General features: G+C 47.0%; 18 protein-coding genes. 10 read left to right on the top strand and 8 right to left on the bottom strand.

Annotated features, from left to right (window positions below; genetic code table 11):
• Nucleotides 1-164: 164 nt before the first annotated feature.
• The 8 genes from C8R30_RS07900 (at nt 165) to C8R30_RS07930 (ending at nt 7983) form a co-directional block, all read left to right on the top strand.
• The gene (locus tag C8R30_RS07900; RefSeq protein ID WP_090668616.1) at nt 165-413 is read left to right on the top strand and encodes a DUF2442 domain-containing protein; all 249 of its coding nucleotides are present in this window, start codon (nt 165-167) and stop codon (nt 411-413) included.
• Nucleotides 414-566: 153 nt separating this feature from the next.
• Nucleotides 567-755: a hypothetical protein gene (locus tag C8R30_RS07905; RefSeq protein WP_107789910.1), complete on the top strand. Its 189-nt coding sequence runs from the start codon at nt 567-569 to the stop codon at nt 753-755.
• 507 nt (nt 756-1262) lie between these two features.
• The gene (locus C8R30_RS07910) at nt 1263-3776 is read left to right on the top strand and encodes a beta strand repeat-containing protein (RefSeq protein WP_107789911.1); all 2514 of its coding nucleotides are present in this window, start codon (nt 1263-1265) and stop codon (nt 3774-3776) included.
• A gap of 215 nt (nt 3777-3991) precedes the next feature.
• Nucleotides 3992-4483, top strand: a complete 492-nt coding sequence (locus C8R30_RS07915) for a hypothetical protein (RefSeq protein WP_090668627.1) — start codon at nt 3992-3994, stop codon at nt 4481-4483.
• 307 nt (nt 4484-4790) lie between these two features.
• Nucleotides 4791-4997, top strand: coding sequence for a hypothetical protein (locus tag C8R30_RS07920; protein ID WP_090668630.1), 207 nt, complete (start codon nt 4791-4793; stop codon nt 4995-4997).
• 737 nt (nt 4998-5734) lie between these two features.
• Complete coding sequence (locus C8R30_RS07925) at nt 5735-5965, top strand: hypothetical protein (protein WP_090668636.1); 231 nt, start codon at nt 5735-5737, stop codon at nt 5963-5965.
• A 295-nt stretch (nt 5966-6260) separates the two neighbouring features.
• The gene (locus C8R30_RS15880; protein ID WP_181258719.1) at nt 6261-6410 is read left to right on the top strand and encodes a hypothetical protein; all 150 of its coding nucleotides are present in this window, start codon (nt 6261-6263) and stop codon (nt 6408-6410) included.
• Between the two features lie 316 nt (nt 6411-6726).
• Nucleotides 6727-7983 (top strand): ATP-binding protein, encoded by a 1257-nt coding sequence (locus tag C8R30_RS07930; RefSeq protein ID WP_219908838.1) that lies wholly within the window; start codon nt 6727-6729, stop codon nt 7981-7983.
• Between the two features lie 191 nt (nt 7984-8174).
• Here C8R30_RS07930 and C8R30_RS07935 read toward each other — a convergent pair whose 3' ends face one another.
• Both C8R30_RS07935 and C8R30_RS07940 read right to left on the bottom strand, forming a co-directional pair.
• Entirely contained in the window at nt 8175-8363 is a 189-nt protein-coding gene (locus C8R30_RS07935) for a type II toxin-antitoxin system Phd/YefM family antitoxin (protein ID WP_107784028.1), read from the bottom strand.
• Between the two features lie 4 nt (nt 8364-8367).
• Complete coding sequence (locus C8R30_RS07940; RefSeq protein WP_204800276.1) at nt 8368-8619, bottom strand: type II toxin-antitoxin system RelE family toxin; 252 nt, start codon at nt 8617-8619, stop codon at nt 8368-8370.
• Between the two features lie 548 nt (nt 8620-9167).
• On the opposite strand from C8R30_RS07940, the gene C8R30_RS15885 reads away from it, so the two are divergent.
• A complete protein-coding gene (locus tag C8R30_RS15885) occupies nt 9168-9308 on the top strand; it encodes a hypothetical protein (RefSeq protein ID WP_181258720.1) in 141 nt (46 codons plus the stop codon).
• A gap of 98 nt (nt 9309-9406) precedes the next feature.
• Here C8R30_RS15885 and C8R30_RS07945 read toward each other — a convergent pair whose 3' ends face one another.
• The 5 genes from C8R30_RS07945 to C8R30_RS07970 all read right to left on the bottom strand — a co-directional run bounded on the left by C8R30_RS07945 (nt 9407) and on the right by C8R30_RS07970 (nt 13401).
• Nucleotides 9407-10375: a calcium/sodium antiporter gene (locus C8R30_RS07945; RefSeq protein WP_090668645.1), complete on the bottom strand. Its 969-nt coding sequence runs from the start codon at nt 10373-10375 to the stop codon at nt 9407-9409.
• Nucleotides 10376-10823: 448 nt separating this feature from the next.
• Entirely contained in the window at nt 10824-11696 is an 873-nt protein-coding gene (locus tag C8R30_RS07955; protein WP_107789914.1) for a M28 family peptidase, read from the bottom strand.
• Complete coding sequence (locus C8R30_RS07960; RefSeq protein WP_107789915.1) at nt 11693-11971, bottom strand: DUF504 domain-containing protein; 279 nt, start codon at nt 11969-11971, stop codon at nt 11693-11695. Before C8R30_RS07960 ends, C8R30_RS07955 begins: the two co-directional genes overlap by 4 nt.
• Complete coding sequence (locus tag C8R30_RS07965; RefSeq protein ID WP_258191968.1) at nt 11968-12186, bottom strand: RNA 3'-terminal phosphate cyclase; 219 nt, start codon at nt 12184-12186, stop codon at nt 11968-11970. Before C8R30_RS07965 ends, C8R30_RS07960 begins: the two co-directional genes overlap by 4 nt.
• Before the next feature lie 30 nt (nt 12187-12216).
• On the bottom strand, nt 12217-13401 hold the full coding sequence (locus C8R30_RS07970) for a glutaredoxin family protein (protein WP_239654240.1): 1185 nt from the start codon (nt 13399-13401) through the stop codon (nt 12217-12219).
• A gap of 113 nt (nt 13402-13514) precedes the next feature.
• Between C8R30_RS07970 and C8R30_RS07975 the strand changes: the two genes are divergently transcribed.
• The gene (locus C8R30_RS07975; RefSeq protein ID WP_090668660.1) at nt 13515-15119 is read left to right on the top strand and encodes a bifunctional aminoglycoside phosphotransferase/ATP-binding protein; all 1605 of its coding nucleotides are present in this window, start codon (nt 13515-13517) and stop codon (nt 15117-15119) included.
• Here C8R30_RS07975 and C8R30_RS07980 read toward each other — a convergent pair.
• On the bottom strand, nt 15108-15566 hold the full coding sequence (locus C8R30_RS07980; RefSeq protein ID WP_090668663.1) for a YaiI/YqxD family protein: 459 nt from the start codon (nt 15564-15566) through the stop codon (nt 15108-15110). The two genes, C8R30_RS07975 and C8R30_RS07980, sit on opposite strands and share 12 nt — an antisense overlap.
• Between the last annotated feature and the right edge of the window lie 76 nt (nt 15567-15642).

Genomic DNA, 15642 nt, shown 5'->3' on the forward strand with positions numbered 1-15642 from the left:
AACCTGATCACTGTGAGTGCACTTCCAACAAAAAATCATTCAGCGAGGCGGGCAGGGGCGTCGCTAGCGTCGATATCATTGCTTTTGAAAAAGACAGCGTTATGTTTTTGTAGACCGGCTAACATTAATTTATGATCGATTCTTTGCGTTGAAAAAGTAAAACTATGATCGAGGTCAAATCCGTCGAAACGACAGATGAATTTGCTTTGTTGCTGACTTTCAATAACGGTGAGCGGCGCTATTTCGATATGCGTCCTTATTTGCATTACCCGGTATTTCGCCGACTGGCCAATCCAGGCTTTTTTTCTTTGGCTTATGTCGACTACGGCACTGTCGTGTGGCCAGGTAATATCGACATCGCACCTGAGACACTTTTCGACAGTTCTGTCCCTATCGATTCGATGCCGGTCTGATTCCATTTTGACGCTTACCCTTTAAGCAAAAGCGGCATATGTTGAGGGCGGTGGATCGCCGGATAAGTAACGTTTCCTTGTCCCGCTAGCCTAAGCCCCTTCATTCCAAATAACGGCTAATGATCGTACGCATGACCAGCAATCGGTGTTAAAATGGAAAAATATCAAGCTTTACTCACAGACAAAAATCATATCAATGTGACAAAAATCACTCGCTTATCAGTCCCTGGGATGCACAATGCAAATTTAAGGCGCAACCGTAGGGTTCAAACAAAATGGAGAAATGCGCACTTTGAAGAAGATAACCGGCCAGCATTAGATTTGGGCGTGGTGGGATCGTGAATTATCTATACTTCGATCCTCGAGATTCGGCATCTATGCTCTTCTCCTGCTGGGAGAAGGTTGGATGCGGGGCGATAAAAATCGAATTTAGAGATGCGATGAGTATAAATGCATGGCTGCCAGCCTGACACCAAGTGTAACGCACGGGAGTCGTTAGCCAAAAAGATTAAATGACCCTTTTTTGTTCGTTAACTATCGTTTTGACCATTTGTTTTTTTGTTAAGGTATCGCCCTAATTGTTGCAAATAAGCAACAGAGTATGATTTGAGGTTGCCGGATTGCTTGCATGCGCTGGATTTTTTAGGCAGAATCGTCGAAACTTGTCAACTGTGGCGATTTCTGATAGCTACCATTGTCATTGTCATGAAATATGCAATCAGGCAACAGGAACGCGAAAACTGACTTTTAACAGCTTGCAAGGATGAATTGTTTTATATTCAGCAATTTCGTGACATATGGTGTTTTGTCTGAAGTTTTTTTAACTCTTATTAAAAGGAAGCTCTTGTTATGGCTATTTCTGACACTCAAAAAGAATATATCGTAGGACTGGTCGTAGGCTTGTTTAACGCTGCGCCTGGTGCTAACTATCTGCGTGAACTTTCTAATGCGATCGAAGCAGGTACCTCATTCGAAGATCTTGCTGACTTTCTCGTTTCCACTCCTCAGTTTCAGCAAGATATTTTGAAAGGCAATGTCACTGTTTCCAATCAGGTATCCGTGTTGTTAAACAACTTTGGATTGGCACCGGGCAATACCGATCCCGCCAGCCCCGCTGCCGCTTTTGCAGATGTGGCCGCGTTGTTCAAAAACAAGATTCTGGTTGCGGGTATTTACTCAAGAGAAAATTCTGATGACAACGTAGCTGACTTACAAGCTATCCTAGCAGGCGTAACGGCAGCAGGACCTGCGAATGAAGCCGATGCGATGGCATATCTGGAAGATCTCGGATTTGGCGAAAATCCGGGCAGCACGTTCACACTAACGATCGGTGAAGATAAGCTTACCGGAACAACGAATAACGATATTTTTGATGCGCCTGTTATACAAAGCAATGCAGGCACAACGATCGATACCCTTGAGTCTTTCGACATTATTGATGGCAATACTGGAACAGATACCCTGAATGCAACTATCAATAGCGGACGTCCTGCACCCGTACTGAAAAATATCGAAAATGTCAATCTGCGTTTTACTGCCGCGCAATCAGTTGATCTTAGCAGTTCTAGCGGTGTAGAAACGGTTACCTTGGCCAATGGTACAGCTGTAGGTACCGTTACCAGCGTAGGTAGCGCTGCTAATCTAGCAGTAAAAAATCAAGTGCAAAATGCTAATTTTAGCGGCTCTACTGCAGCCACTCTAGGCTTGGCGTTGGATACAGTGGGTAATTTCACAACGCCAACACAAACTGTTGTTAATTTAGGGAGTGCTGTTCCTTCAAAAGCAACGACCTTAAATGTGACGGCTAATAATACCAATGCAGAAGTGACAGACTCTAATGCTGGCGAGATAATTAAAACGCTGAGCATTGCTGCTTCTGGTGAAAATATTCTGAAAATGACTGAAGCTGCTAAAGCGACTTCTGTGACGGTCAGTGGCGAGGGATCGGTTGATTTGACTGGTGCTGCTTTCACCGGTGCATTGACCAAGTTTGATGCGGCTACCAATACCGGCGGTGTTCAAGCAAATATTCAAAGTACCGCCGCGGCGACAGTGACCACAGGCGATGGTGCAGATACAATCGATATGGATACTGTTGTAACGAAAGATTCATCGGTTGCATTAGGTAAAGGTGACGACAAACTTTATGTAGGCGCGCAACTTGCTAACCTCAACAAAGGCGCTGACGGAGGTGAAGGGACCGATATCATCAACATCACTGATGGCGCAACGTTGGATGCAACAAACTCAAAATTTATTACCAATTTTGAAACGCTGGATGTCTCGGGTGGAACGGGTAACTATGATGTGTCTCTGAACAATTTTGCTACTGTCCAGATCGATGAAGCCATCAATGGCGCGCTAGCTGGTGCTGTTGATTTCAAAAATGCGCCGGATAGCTTCACGCTTAATATTGCCAGTGAAGCAGGAACAGGCGCTGATTTTGCGGTCGGTAATACTATTACAGTGACTGGTAAAGATTACACCGGAGCGACTGCTACAGCCGATGCGGAAACCTTTACTTTGGTTGCAACTATACATGATGGTGATGAGGATAATGTTGCTAATGGTAATATTGTCGCTAACGCTATTACAGTAGCAGATGTTGAGCACTTGGTTATTGATGCCAATGTGGGTACCCTTGATGGTGGCACTGATGCACTAGCCGCTTCTGAGCACACATTGAAAGCTGCAATTACTGCAGCAGCAGCAGAAACACTGACGATCAAGGGTGATGCATCGGTAGATCTTTCAGGGGTTACAACGATTGGTGTGGTAAGTAAAGTCGATGCAACTACTTCCAAAGGCAATGTTACCATTGATTTTTCTACTCAAGGCAATAGCGTGGCTTATAACGGCTCAGAGGGTGTTGATACTTATAAAGGAAGCGCAAAAGGTGATGTTATATACACCGCTCAAGGTGCCGACGTAGTAACACTTGGAGCCGCAGGAGCGCGTGATACCTTCGTTTTGAAGGCTGCTACTGACTCTCAAATTACGGATACAAACGAGGATGGCAAAATTGACCTCACTAACGACACCGGTTTTGATGAAATAGTTGTATTCAACGGTGGTGGTGGTTTAACCAATGATCGTCTGGATGTCACTAATTTTGCTTTCAGTGGTGCGCAACGGGGCGTATCAGATGTTTCTGGTTCTGTCACTGCAGCTACCGATTTGACTAGTATTGCAGATCTGTTTAATACGCCAGCAGGTGATCGTGGCGTGGCTTACTCTTCAGTTGGAGCTAATATCTACGCGTTTATCGATGCTAACAAAGATGGGAACTTCACTGCGGCTGATGATTTGATCGTTAAGCTGACGGGCGTGGCTACCTTGTCGGAAACCGACATCAACTTCTAACCTTTGGTTAGTAGCGTGGGCACCGTTCATGTGCCTACCAACATGCTTAAAAAAAACCGCTCCCGGTTTCCCGGGCGCGGTTTTTTCATGGTAAAAGCGGCCTCTGGCCACTTCAGCCCGCGTAGTACGTGAAATAACGCCAACCGATGATGCAATGCGCTTCGCTTATTGCGCCTGCAGTAGGTAGGGAATGTAGCTGAATTTAGGGGGGGGGAATGAAAGAAATTTTATTAAATCAGGCGTTTGAAGAGAGCAGGTATTATAGAAAATTTCATCATACTGTTTTTGTATTGACTGCGACGTTGTATGCGGGATTAATGGCTTTGCAGCTCAATGCAAATAATTCTCTTTGCATTTCGAGCGATACGATTACTTTCTGTCTTTTGGCGTTTGTGATTGTGTTCGTAATTCCGGGATATTTTTGTTATTTAATTTGTGAATACCACGAAAAAATATCGAAAATAAATGCTGTAATCTCGATTTACTCAAGAAATCTCCTTAAATCAATCAGGATTAATGATCCTGAAATACCTCAAGAATGTCTTGATGAGTTTTTATTTAAAAAATATGGAGATGCTGTAATCGCAAGAAATTGTTGCTTCAACCGCGCTGTTGGCAAAGGTCATTGGTTCTTTATAGTAATCGTGCTTTTACTGGTACTAATTAATGTTGTTATTTATATGTCGTGTTGCATTAACTCCATTTAACTCGCTTAACAAGCAATAACCCTCGGACATTGTGCCGTAATGTGGAGTTACAGCACAAAGGGGTCAGGCCTCTCATCATGACACGCGTACATGCACATCGTGAGGCCTATTCTTGCGTTACGGGCCGCTCTTAAAAAGGCAGCCCGCGTAGGGCGCAATAACCATCGGGCATTTCGCTGGATGTGGGATAAAAAGTGATACTTATTACGGCGCAATGCGCTTTGCTTATAGCGCACGCTAAAAAAAAGCCGCCAGCCGAATTGGTTTCTCATTGTCTACTGGCTTATCGTGGCGCTATAATTTGTTCATGAACAATGATCAGTTAAAACATATTGCTGCCGTTCTCCATGTCATGGCGATTGGCCTGTTTGCAGTATTTGGCTATACGGGTTTGATGGCTCGGCCGGTGGAATGGCTGCAAATAGGGTTTGCTGCACTGGGTTTTTTGAACATCGAATGCCTTGCTGTATGGATATTGTCCTACATTCGCAGGGATAAAGAAGGAGGGCAATGAAATGTCAACCGAATTGATTGCATTGCTGATTTCACTGGCAGTCATCAACCTGATCGGCTTAGGCCTGATCTGGTATATCAAACATCACGACAATAATTGACAACCCGCGGAGGGCGCAATAATCATTGGGCATTGCGCCGCATGTGAAATAACAGCTGTGTAGGGTGGGCACCGTTTCATGTGCCCACGTGCGGCGTATTCAAAAAAACCGCTCCCGGGAAACTGGGAGCGGTTTTTCTATGGCCGCTTAAGCGCCGGGACAGCGCTTCTACGATAATCGTGTAGATACGATTTTCTGGTTGGGTGTGTTATTTTCGCTATTTTTGTTGTTGGTTATTTTCTTATTAATCCTTAAAATTTCTAATAAAACAAAAGAGATCAGGGGGTTATAGTTATGGAGCTGGCTTTGCTTGCAATTATTGGCATTGCTGTGCTGACAGCGGCATTAATGTTGTTTGCAGTATATAAGCTGTCAGAAGAATAATTCTGTAAGGTGAATTTTCTGCCGGGTAATTCTTTGCTCTGGGTCACGTAAGGAATAACGCCGACCGATGGTGCAATGCGCGTTGCTTATTATCCTACCACCTCACTCTACAACTGAAGCCGCTCGGGAAAAAACATCAGGGCGGTTTTTTTACCATCCGGCGTGCTATATGCTTTTATCTGTAAATTTTAAAGAAGTACAGCTTTATTGAAGTGGAATTGACTTAAATTTTCAATCAGCGTAGCCTTTTGACATGAGTAAGTTGGATAGATTAAAGGCTGAAATTTCTTTTCATGAAAAAATGTTTTTTACAGCAATCGCCATGATCCTTGGGTTGCTGGGATGGGCCGCAAACAATTATTTATCGGTCAGTGCTGGGGTTCTTTTGTTAGCCATGATTAGCCTGATCGGTGCAGCCGGTTTTGGTGTCTGGAACTATAAAAAGATCAAACAATTACTGGAGAGACTGGAAAATGTTGAATAGTATCCTGATGGCGATAATGGGGTGTATTTTTATTGCCTTTGTCTATTACCTTGCGTACGACGCATGGAAAGATTATTCAAAAAAGGACGAGTAGCCCGTGTAAGGCGCAATCGCCATCGGGCGTTGTGCCGTTATGTGAAAAATGGGGGTTTATTCGCGTTGTTGATTGCCCCCTATGGCAAACGAATCTGTCTCAGCCTGCATAGGACGATGGAATGGACTTTTCCCACTCAATGGCATTGCAATGTACCAAACTAAAGATTTTAGCAATCAAAGAGTGAGTGGGAGGAAGGTTATGAAAATCACCCGTGTTGGGATAGATTTGGCGATTTGGCAGTGTGCCAAGGAAGGATGCATCAGCCTGACGCAGGCGCAATGGGGAGTGGTTGATCATGGGAGTGGATTGGTGTCGATTGAGCGCGACAATTTGTATCAAGAAATATAACTGAAAGCCAATATTGACGCCGCTTTTAGCGGCTCCCCTGGAATAATAACGCCATGAAAACGCTAGCAAAGTCATCGATTGATTGAGGTCAACTCGACCCCGACCCCGACCTCGACCCCCGACCCTGAAAAATGGCTAACCGAAACCCTCGAAAAACTCTCCGCCTGACCTCATAGCCGCATCGACGAACTTCTGCCGTTTACGTCAGAGGCTATTCATCCCTGATTTACGTGCCTTGATTCCGATATTTACGGCAGTAAATTCCGTAATTTACGTTGAATGATTCCGGTATTTTAGATACCATGAGGATATGACTGTGACATCTCTCTTCCCGCGTCGAATCGAACCGCGCATTGCTGAAGCTCTGCTGGACACGCCTGTCGTGTTACTGGCGGGTCCTCGCCAGGCAGGCAAGACAACGCTGGTACGGCAAATTGCTGAGCAACAGGGGTTGCGCTATCTGACCATGGATGATGAGCTGACATTGCTGTCGGCACGGGAAGACCCGGTCGGTATGATCCGTAGCCTGGATCGAGCGGTGATCGACGAAATTCAGCGCGCGCCCCAGTTGCTGCTGGCCATCAAGAAGAGCGTGGACGAGGACCGGCGCCCAGGGCGCTTCCTGCTGACCGGTTCAGCCAACTTGATGGCGTTGCCAACCGTAGCCGACTCACTTGCTGGCCGGATGGAAGCCCTGTCGTTGTTGCCGTTGTCGCAGAGCGAGATCGAGTCGTGCTCAGCGAACTGGATCGATGGCGCATTCGCGGGCCGTATACTCAAGGTGAATCAGCCCGCACTGGGCAGTGATCTGATCGAGCGCGTGCTGCGTGGCGGCTACCCCGAAGCGATTTCACGCGCATCGGCCAAACGCCGTGTGGTGTGGGCGCGTCAGTACATCAATGCCATCATTCTGCGCGATGTTCGTGACGTGGCTGGTATCGAGAAGCTCGACCAGTTGCCGCGATTCCTACGTGCCCTGGCACAGACGGCGGGCCAGATGTGCAATTACACCCAGCTTGGTGGTCAGGTCGGGTTGGATGGCAAGACTGCCTCGCGCTACGTCGGTGTATTCGAGCAGATGTACCTACTTAAGAGGATCGATGTCTGGGCACGTAACCGACTGAACCGCGTGGTGAAGACACCAAAGTTGCAGTTCATCGATACCGGCTTGCTGGCTGCATTGCTTGATTTGACAGCCAGGGAGGTGCATCAGGACCGTACGCGGTTTGGTAATGTACTGGAGACCTTTGTCTTTGGAGAGTTGCTGAAGCACGCGACCATGGCAGATGGCGACTATCGGCTTATGTATTACCGAGACGCTGACAAGTTTGAGGTCGATATCGTGATTGAGAATACGGCAGAACGGCTGATAGGGGTTGAGGTCAAAGCTGCCGCCACTGTTAAGGAAAACGATCTTCGTGGGCTCAAGAAGCTTGCGAGCCTAGCGGGTAACCACTTCAAGATGGGCGTATTGCTGTACGACGGTACTGAGACGATGCCGCTCGGAAACGGGATTTGGGCAGCGCCGTTGTCGACCTTATGGGGCAAGGAAGGTAAGGCTGTGTTCATGTAGGGTTGTAGAAGATAAAGTAACTCTCATTGGCGTATTAATATTAATTTCGGCCCGGCCCGCCTTCTTTATTCGAGAAAGCTTGGTGGAAAGTAATTGGAGCATTCGAACTCCTGATTATCGGCCTGACCCCGATATGTTGCGATATGATCTGAATAGATCAAATTCTTCATTCGCGACCCCATCATGCGGAATCACAGATTAGAAATTATTTTTTCAAGTGGAATACTTTTATCTTTCTTTGATTCCTCTTTAGCTTCTCTTAAATCCCTCAGGTCTTCATAATCGTGCATCAGTTCCATCAATGCCTGATATTCTTCGTAAGGAAGCACGACGAATTCATTCTTACCTTCTTTTTCTAATATCTGTGGATGGAGTTTCATAGCATTATTTCTGTAAGTAAATTTCTTTTCGATGCTTGATTCGATAAATAATAATTTTGTGGTTCTCAATCTCAAAGAGTACTCGATAATTCCCAACACGCAGTCGATATTCTGGACTAAAGTTTGTTAGTTTCTTGGTATCTCCGGATAACCCATTCTCAAGCACTTTTATCTTTTCAATAATCTTCTTGACATCTAATTTCGGTAAATCTTTCAGATCTTTAATAGCCCTCGGCATCAATTCAATCTGATACACAGCTTACCCTCATGATCTAACCTTAATTTTGATACAAAATATATACTCTATGTAGTTTTATGAATATCTAAAATAGGTTGACTTCTGCAAGTTTAACACGAGCACATCCTAGCGTTATCCTAGACTTTTCAGCAACCAATAGCGACCTGACCTTCTCTTACAAAGGGTTAATTTTGGCGCAGAGCTAAAATAGAGTGAAACAGAAGACAAAACTTGCCCCAAATTCCCACAGTAGTAGCGTATATCGGTCGCTATCTTACTGCTAAATAACGATAATTTTTTTCGTGCTCCATCGTTCCTGCTATTATGTACTTCGCAATGACAGGCATTACCTTTATTCCGAATTAAACTTAAAGAATGGGCAAATTATATGAAATTAAAAATTCAATCGCGGAATTTGGACAATATTTATTTCTTGACAATCTATTTTGGTCATGATAAATCTATTGCTGTCTTTCAGTAACAAATTAGAAGGGCAAGTGGTCGTAAATATATTTTAGAAGATCTATTTTGTTATATTTTTTTTTACTATATAGGAGACTGCAAAAATGAAACTTTCACTCATATTAGCTGCACTCTTAGTAGCATCTTCACTAACGGCCTGCATGGATCCTAAACCAGGCCAATATCCTCCAAGCCTCATGATGGAGCGTGATACCATGCCGGACAAAGTAGATGACAAAAGTTAAAACAAAAATAGACTCGAATATGAACCAAATATGACTCTGGAACTATAACCGCCCTAAGTGGGCGGTTTTTTTTTGTAAGCTGTTTTTATAGACGGCAATTAGCCAAAAGCGCTATGTATCAGATACGCAGTATAGCCAATGAAGCAGAGTAACAGTGAAGTGCCTTCGAGCCGGTTAATACGTCCAGGCCCGCTCGATTGATAACCGATAATGAATAGCCACACGGTCAACGTACCCATGATGGCAATATCCCGATAAAACACCTCTTGCCCCACTTCCAAAGGATGAATTGTTCCGGCGATACCTACCACGGCGAGTGTATTGAATAGATTGGAGCCGATGACATTGCCTACCGCGATGTCGTGTTCACCTTTGCGGGCAGCGATGATCGATGAGGCGAGTTCGGGAAGGGATGTGCCGACAGCCACGATCGTCAGTCCGATGATCAGATCGCTTACTCCAAAACCACGCGCGATCTCGACAGCGCCCCATACTAAAATGCGTGAGCTTATAATCAATAACACCAAGCCGAGTACAAGCCAGAATAGTGCCTGACGAAGCGTCATGGTGCGGACTTCCAATTGTTGCGCTATGTTTTCACCCAATGCATCAGCTTGTTTCTGCAATCCTTGCCAAATTGCCCAACTCATCAATCCAGCAAATACGACCAGTAAAGTAATGGCATCGAGACGGGAAATACTCCCATCCCAGACTTGCCAGGCCGCCAGCACTGTTACAGCGGTCAGAATAGGCAATTCTTTTCGCAAAACCTGTGAATGGACTGTGACCGGACTAATCAAGGTCGTTACACCAAGAATCAATGCAATATTAGCAATATTCGAACCATAGGCATTACCGAGAGCAATACCGGGATTACCCTGCGAAGCGGCGAGCGCAGAAACGACCATTTCTGGTGCGGAAGTGCCAAAACCAACCACCACCATGCCGATCAGAAGCGGGGGCATGCCGAAGTAATGCGCGGTGGAAGCCGCACCATTCACGAAACGATCAGCGCTCCAAACCAGCAACATCAGTCCGCATACAACGGCAACAAAAGCCAACATCATAATGCAGTCCTCGGGGAGGATCTTTTCAGCGGAATCCTGGCTAGTTGTGGCAAGTTTGCTAAAACACCCAGCTGTAGGTATTGTCCTTTGGTCGGTTCATGAACGATGTCCCTGTAAGCATCATGCTGAAGCGGTTTACTCATTTTCATAATGTGATGTTTTAGCCACCCACGCATATTATTTTTTATCTCTATTACGCCTGTGCAAACGAAACTGGCATTTTACGCGGAAGTGCTCGTGAAAAACAAAGATAAGTAGTTTGATGAATTAGAGATAGGGAATGAGCAGCGATAGGTAGGGAACGCAATCCCAGAAGGTTTCTCGCATTAATTTTTACAGTGGAAGACGCTTGGATTAGGCCTAGATCCGTTATAAGGTTAAACCCCGTAGCTGCAAGATGAATTTTATGTATGGGGTTGAGGAATCGATCTGAGTTGTTGCATTGCCATCATTGTGCCTTCACCAGCGTTGCCAGCGCGTTTGCTAGTCCATCGACCACTCTTGCCATTGGGGTGTAACTGAGCTTTTCGGGTGTATCGCTCGCGCGATGGTAATGGGGGTTGCGATAAAAGGCCGTGTCCGTCACCATGATTGCCTGATAGCCTGCGTGCCAGAAGGAGATTTGGTCGCTCCAGGCAACACCGGGTACGAACGCGGGGCTGGTGAGGGTTTCGAACGGAAAATCCGATCGGGCAGCGAATGCGCGCGCGAATTTCTTGAGTGCCTGGCGGGATTTGAGATTGGAAACGAAGCCAATGAAGTTACCGTGATCGGGATAGAACCAGCGCAAACAGGGCGGATAAGCCTGGCTGCCAGGCTGATCGCTATAGTAGCCAAGCATTTCAAGCGAGAGCATCATGCGAATATCATCGTTGCGTGCGCGTGCCGCTTGCGCATAGATTTTACTGCCCATCGCGCCGAAATAGAAAAAAGGTGGCTCTTCGTTGACGAATGCGACCAGCCGCAACGTACGGGCTGGTTGGCTTCCGGAAAGCAACCGCGCGATTTCGAGCAGTGCTGCAATGCCTGAAGCATTGTCGTCTGCGCCTGGGCTGCCCGTTACGCTGTCGTAATGCGCACCGGCGAGGATGATTTCACCGGGAGAGGTGCTGCCTGTGATTTCGATTTCGAGGTTTTCACTCCAAACCCCTTTGGCGTAATAACCTTGGGTGTGGACTTCATAGCCAAGCTGCTGCCAAGTGGTACGGATATAATCGGCCGCAACGTGCAGCGCCGTGGGCCGATAGACGTTACGCTCGCCGATGTCGAGAGCGAGTTTATTGACGTGCGATTGCAGGCGTTGTTCGAGCAATGGGTTCATCGTTTTAGTTTACTCCCCGTCGCGGGATGCCGTTCCCAAATCAGTACATTATCCCGCCAAACTTTCCGTACACGATGCAATGGCACCGTGTGGAGCGTGCCGTCGTTTTCTTCCGCATCGAAAGTAAAATGTTGCCCCGGTTCGATAACGATCCGTTCGAGCGGCACGCGTTTGAGCGTGCGGGCAACTTTATCTTCATAAGCGAGCTCGAATTTTCCTTTGCCGAATTCTGGGTCCCAGCGAATACGCGCGAGTAGTTCGTGTATTGGGATCATGGCAGCTTTCTCAAAAGGATGACGATAAAATGGATCTGTCCTGCAGGTTCTGCTATCGTAAAAGTAACCGGTAAAAATTGCTCGATCAGCCACATCGCTGTGCGCGCGTGCAGCGAAATGTGGCGTGTCGTGAATGATCCGCCCTTGGCGAGCGCCGGATAAATCAGTATCTGGTCGGCTGCATGCATATCGAGCATGCTATTTGCGGCGTCCAGCCGATTATTTCGCTATTCTTGGGCAACCTCCTAGACCAGCCATTTCGGGAACAACAGCAACACCACGCCTAATGTTAGCATGACGAGACCACTGATTAGCTTGAGTAAACGTCCGGTTCGCTCGGTCAGCTTGTGGCTGCTCAACGCCATGACAGCTATGCCGACCATGAGGGCATCGTCAGCAATATAGCCTAAAATATAAAGACCCAGGTAGGCATGATAAGCGATTGGGCTTAAGTCTTGTTGTGTGAGGATTGCCGTATAGATTGCTGGAAAACCGGCGGTGCAAAGTAATTCGATGAAGTTGACCATGACCGCCAGCGTAGCAACCGCAGTCAGTGCTGGCAATGTCTTTTCTGTAGCCAGAATCGCCCTCGCGCGGGCATATACCCCGGGTTTGGCGGAATCGGGTATGGATAATGAAAATCCCCTTTTCCATGCGACAAAATCCTTTACATTCAGCCCGCCAATCGCCAAGGCCAGGCCGCCTAGTGTCCACCTCATGGCAGCCGAAAGGCCGATCAGTAGGAATACATTCAGCCAGGCCGCCATGAACGCATAATAGACCATACCGCTCACGATGACGAATGTGCCCGCAATCAGCGCCATTTTTTGACGATTTTGCAGATGGATCAGCATGGATAACAGAAATAACAACACCCACATGGCGCAGGGATTGAATCCATCGAGCAAGCCGATGGCGAGAGTAAACACAGGCAGTCCCAGATTGGTTACGCTGAGCGTGCCGAAGAGCGTGGTTTCAACATGATTGGGCTTAGTCTCTTGATGATGTGCGGTTTGATCGATCAAATCGGCCAATAGCAGGCCCATATGGTCAGCATGGTCGAATCCCACCAATATCTGATCTTTAAAGCGGAAAGTCGGGACGCCGGGAGGCCAAACGCCCGCTTTTAGTGCGTGCTGCATCAGATCGTTGCGTGCATCGGTATCATGGTCTACCGGGCGATAGATAATCTTCAACCAAGGACGTTCACTGGCTAACTGGGTGAGATATGCTTTGGCTTTTGCACAATGCGGGCAGCCATCCCGCACAAAAACCTCCAGCACATCGTCATGAGCTGAGGCCTGAACGGATTCCGCGGTGACGGGTGGGGAGAGCAGCAATAAGATCAATAAACAGCCAAGCCCCATCGAAATATTGAAGTACTTGGGATAAATAAAGTGAAATGGTAAGTAGAGAATTTCTTTTCTCACTTCTTGGTGCCAGTCGGGGGAGTCGTCTTTATATACTATACTTCTTCTCTTTGAGTTGTAAGTGTGAGTCATTTTCTGAGTGAGTGGCCCCATGAAACGAATCGGATGAATCAATGATAAAACCAGACGTTGATCTTGCTGAAATTCAGCAAAAATGCTTGATTGAAGGATTGCGCGATCCGACACGCTATCCACATCCTGTGAAAAATATCCAGCATGTGGAAACGCATATCTCCCATCTATTGCTGACAGGCGAATTTGCTTACAAGTTTAAGAAACCGCTGAATCTGGGTTTTCTTGATTTCAGCGCATTGGAGAAACGCCGCTTTTACTGTGAGGAAGAACTGCGGCTCAATCGTCGGCTTGCACCGGATGTTTATCTGGAAGTGGTCAGTATTAACGGTGAAGTCTCATCGCCATCTCTCAATGGTGCAGGGCCGGTATTGGATTATGCGGTCAAAATGCGGCAATTTGATCCGGAATCGACACTGGATCGTCTTGAGGAGCAAGCTGGCTTGCTCCTGCGTCATGTCGATATGATTGCGGATAAGTTAGCGGATTTCCATTCACGGATACCGCTTGTGCCCGACGAGTTGCCTTGGGGCAAGGCAGAAACGTTATTGCAGCCGGTTACGCAAAATTTTGAGCAAATGGCTACGCTAGTTGATGGTGATGATGAAATGATAGCTTTGTTGACCGGGCTTCGTCACTGGAGTGAAGCCGAGCATACAAGGCTGGCAACTGATTTCGAGTGTCGGCGCGCGCAAGGATTTGTCAGGGAATGCCATGGTGATTTGCACCTTGGCAATATGGCCTGGCATGGAGAGACATTGCTGATATTCGATTGTATCGAGTTCAATCCTGCACTGCGGTGGATCGATGTGATATCGGAAGTCGCCTTTTGCTATATGGATTTGCTGCATCGCAATCATGATGATTTGGCTTGCCGTTTCCTCAATAATTACTTGTCGCGGACGGGGGACTATGCCGGCGTAAAGCTTTTACGTTACTACGTGGTTTACCGTGCCATGGTGCGCGCAAAAGTAGCGTTTATCCGGGCAAATCAGTCAGATTTATCGCCTTCAAGCGTTGCACAGGAAAGGCAGCAAGGGATCGGTTATCTTCACTTGGCCAAGCGATTTTGCCAACCTGAAAAAGTGAAATTGGTGATTACGCATGGCCTATCAGGCTCGGGTAAGACGACATTTGGCCAACAGCTAATCATGCAGCTTGGTCTGGTCATGCTGCGATCCGATATCGAACGCAAACGCCTGGCGGGATTGGATGCGCTAGCCAGAAGCGGTTCAACGCTTGAAGGAGGTATTTACACGCGAGATTTTTCCCGAAGTACCTATCAGTATTTGGGAGAGCTTACCGGAGTGCTGCTGAATGCGGGTTGGAGTGTGCTGGTCGATGCGACTTTTATCGCGCATTGGCAGCGTAGTTTATTTCAGCAAATCGCCGTACGATGTGGAGCGGCATTTTATATTCTGGATTTTTCAGTGCCTGAATCCGTGCTCAGACAGCGTGTTCAGGCGCGCAGTACAGCAGGCAGAGACGCTTCCGAGGCGGATATGGCTGTTTTAGAACAACAATTGAAGACCCAAGAGCCATTGTTACCTGATGAATTGTCCTTTGTGGTGGAAGCGATGACCCTTCAATCGGTAGTGGCGCAATTAAAAACTGTCGATGATTATCCGAGTGAGTCAAAGGCGTGACTGAATACGACGCGTCATAAAGCTGTCGAGTTTCGCTGCAAATACCTGCCGATCAGCCATCCTAAATGACGTGGGGCCTGTGGTATTCACGCCACTGTTACGAAGTTCTTCCATGAAGTTGCGCATGGAAAGGTACTCTTGGATGTTGTCAGGCGTGTAGAATTCACCGCGCGGGTTGAGCGCATGCCCCCCCGCCGCAATTACCTGCGCTGCAAGCGGAATATCGGCTGTAATGACCAGATCGCCAGCTTGCAGCTTCAATACAATTTTGTTATCCGCTGCATCAAAACCGGGGGGTACTTGCAGCGTCTTGATGTAAGGGGAGGGCGGGACGCGCAGTGGTTTATTGGCAACCAAGGTGGTCATAATCCGTGTGCGTTCTGCCGCACGGAATAATATTTCCTTGATAGCAACGGGACAAGCGTCTGCGTCTACCCATATTTTCATGATTCGGACAAAAATTGAAATAAAATGATCTGCTATGGCGCTATGGCGCTATGGCATCAAAGCTTTGAGGCTGTTT

This window comes from Nitrosomonas nitrosa, from assembly GCF_003051105.1.
GTDB lineage: Bacteria > Pseudomonadota > Gammaproteobacteria > Burkholderiales > Nitrosomonadaceae > Nitrosomonas > Nitrosomonas nitrosa.

Bases quoted from the DNA above. Each gene is read 5' to 3' on its own strand.
- C8R30_RS07900 (WP_090668616.1), top strand. From the start codon at position 165: ATGATCGAGGTCAAATCCGTCGAAACGACAGATGAATTTGCTTTGTTG.
- C8R30_RS07905 (WP_107789910.1), top strand. From the start codon at position 567: ATGGAAAAATATCAAGCTTTACTCACAGACAAAAATCATATCAATGTG.
- C8R30_RS07910 (WP_107789911.1), top strand. From the start codon at position 1,263: ATGGCTATTTCTGACACTCAAAAAGAATATATCGTAGGACTGGTCGTA.
- C8R30_RS07915 (WP_090668627.1), top strand. From the start codon at position 3,992: ATGAAAGAAATTTTATTAAATCAGGCGTTTGAAGAGAGCAGGTATTAT.
- C8R30_RS07920 (WP_090668630.1), top strand. From the start codon at position 4,791: ATGAACAATGATCAGTTAAAACATATTGCTGCCGTTCTCCATGTCATG.
- C8R30_RS07925 (WP_090668636.1), top strand. From the start codon at position 5,735: ATGAGTAAGTTGGATAGATTAAAGGCTGAAATTTCTTTTCATGAAAAA.
- C8R30_RS15880 (WP_181258719.1), top strand. From the start codon at position 6,261: ATGAAAATCACCCGTGTTGGGATAGATTTGGCGATTTGGCAGTGTGCC.
- C8R30_RS07935 (WP_107784028.1), bottom strand. From the start codon at position 8,363: ATGAAACTCCATCCACAGATATTAGAAAAAGAAGGTAAGAATGAATTC.
- C8R30_RS15885 (WP_181258720.1), top strand. From the start codon at position 9,168: ATGAAACTTTCACTCATATTAGCTGCACTCTTAGTAGCATCTTCACTA.
- C8R30_RS07945 (WP_090668645.1), bottom strand. From the start codon at position 10,375: ATGATGTTGGCTTTTGTTGCCGTTGTATGCGGACTGATGTTGCTGGTT.
- C8R30_RS07955 (WP_107789914.1), bottom strand. From the start codon at position 11,696: ATGAACCCATTGCTCGAACAACGCCTGCAATCGCACGTCAATAAACTC.
- C8R30_RS07960 (WP_107789915.1), bottom strand. From the start codon at position 11,971: ATGATCCCAATACACGAACTACTCGCGCGTATTCGCTGGGACCCAGAA.
- C8R30_RS07975 (WP_090668660.1), top strand. From the start codon at position 13,515: ATGATAAAACCAGACGTTGATCTTGCTGAAATTCAGCAAAAATGCTTG.
- C8R30_RS07980 (WP_090668663.1), bottom strand. From the start codon at position 15,566: ATGAAAATATGGGTAGACGCAGACGCTTGTCCCGTTGCTATCAAGGAA.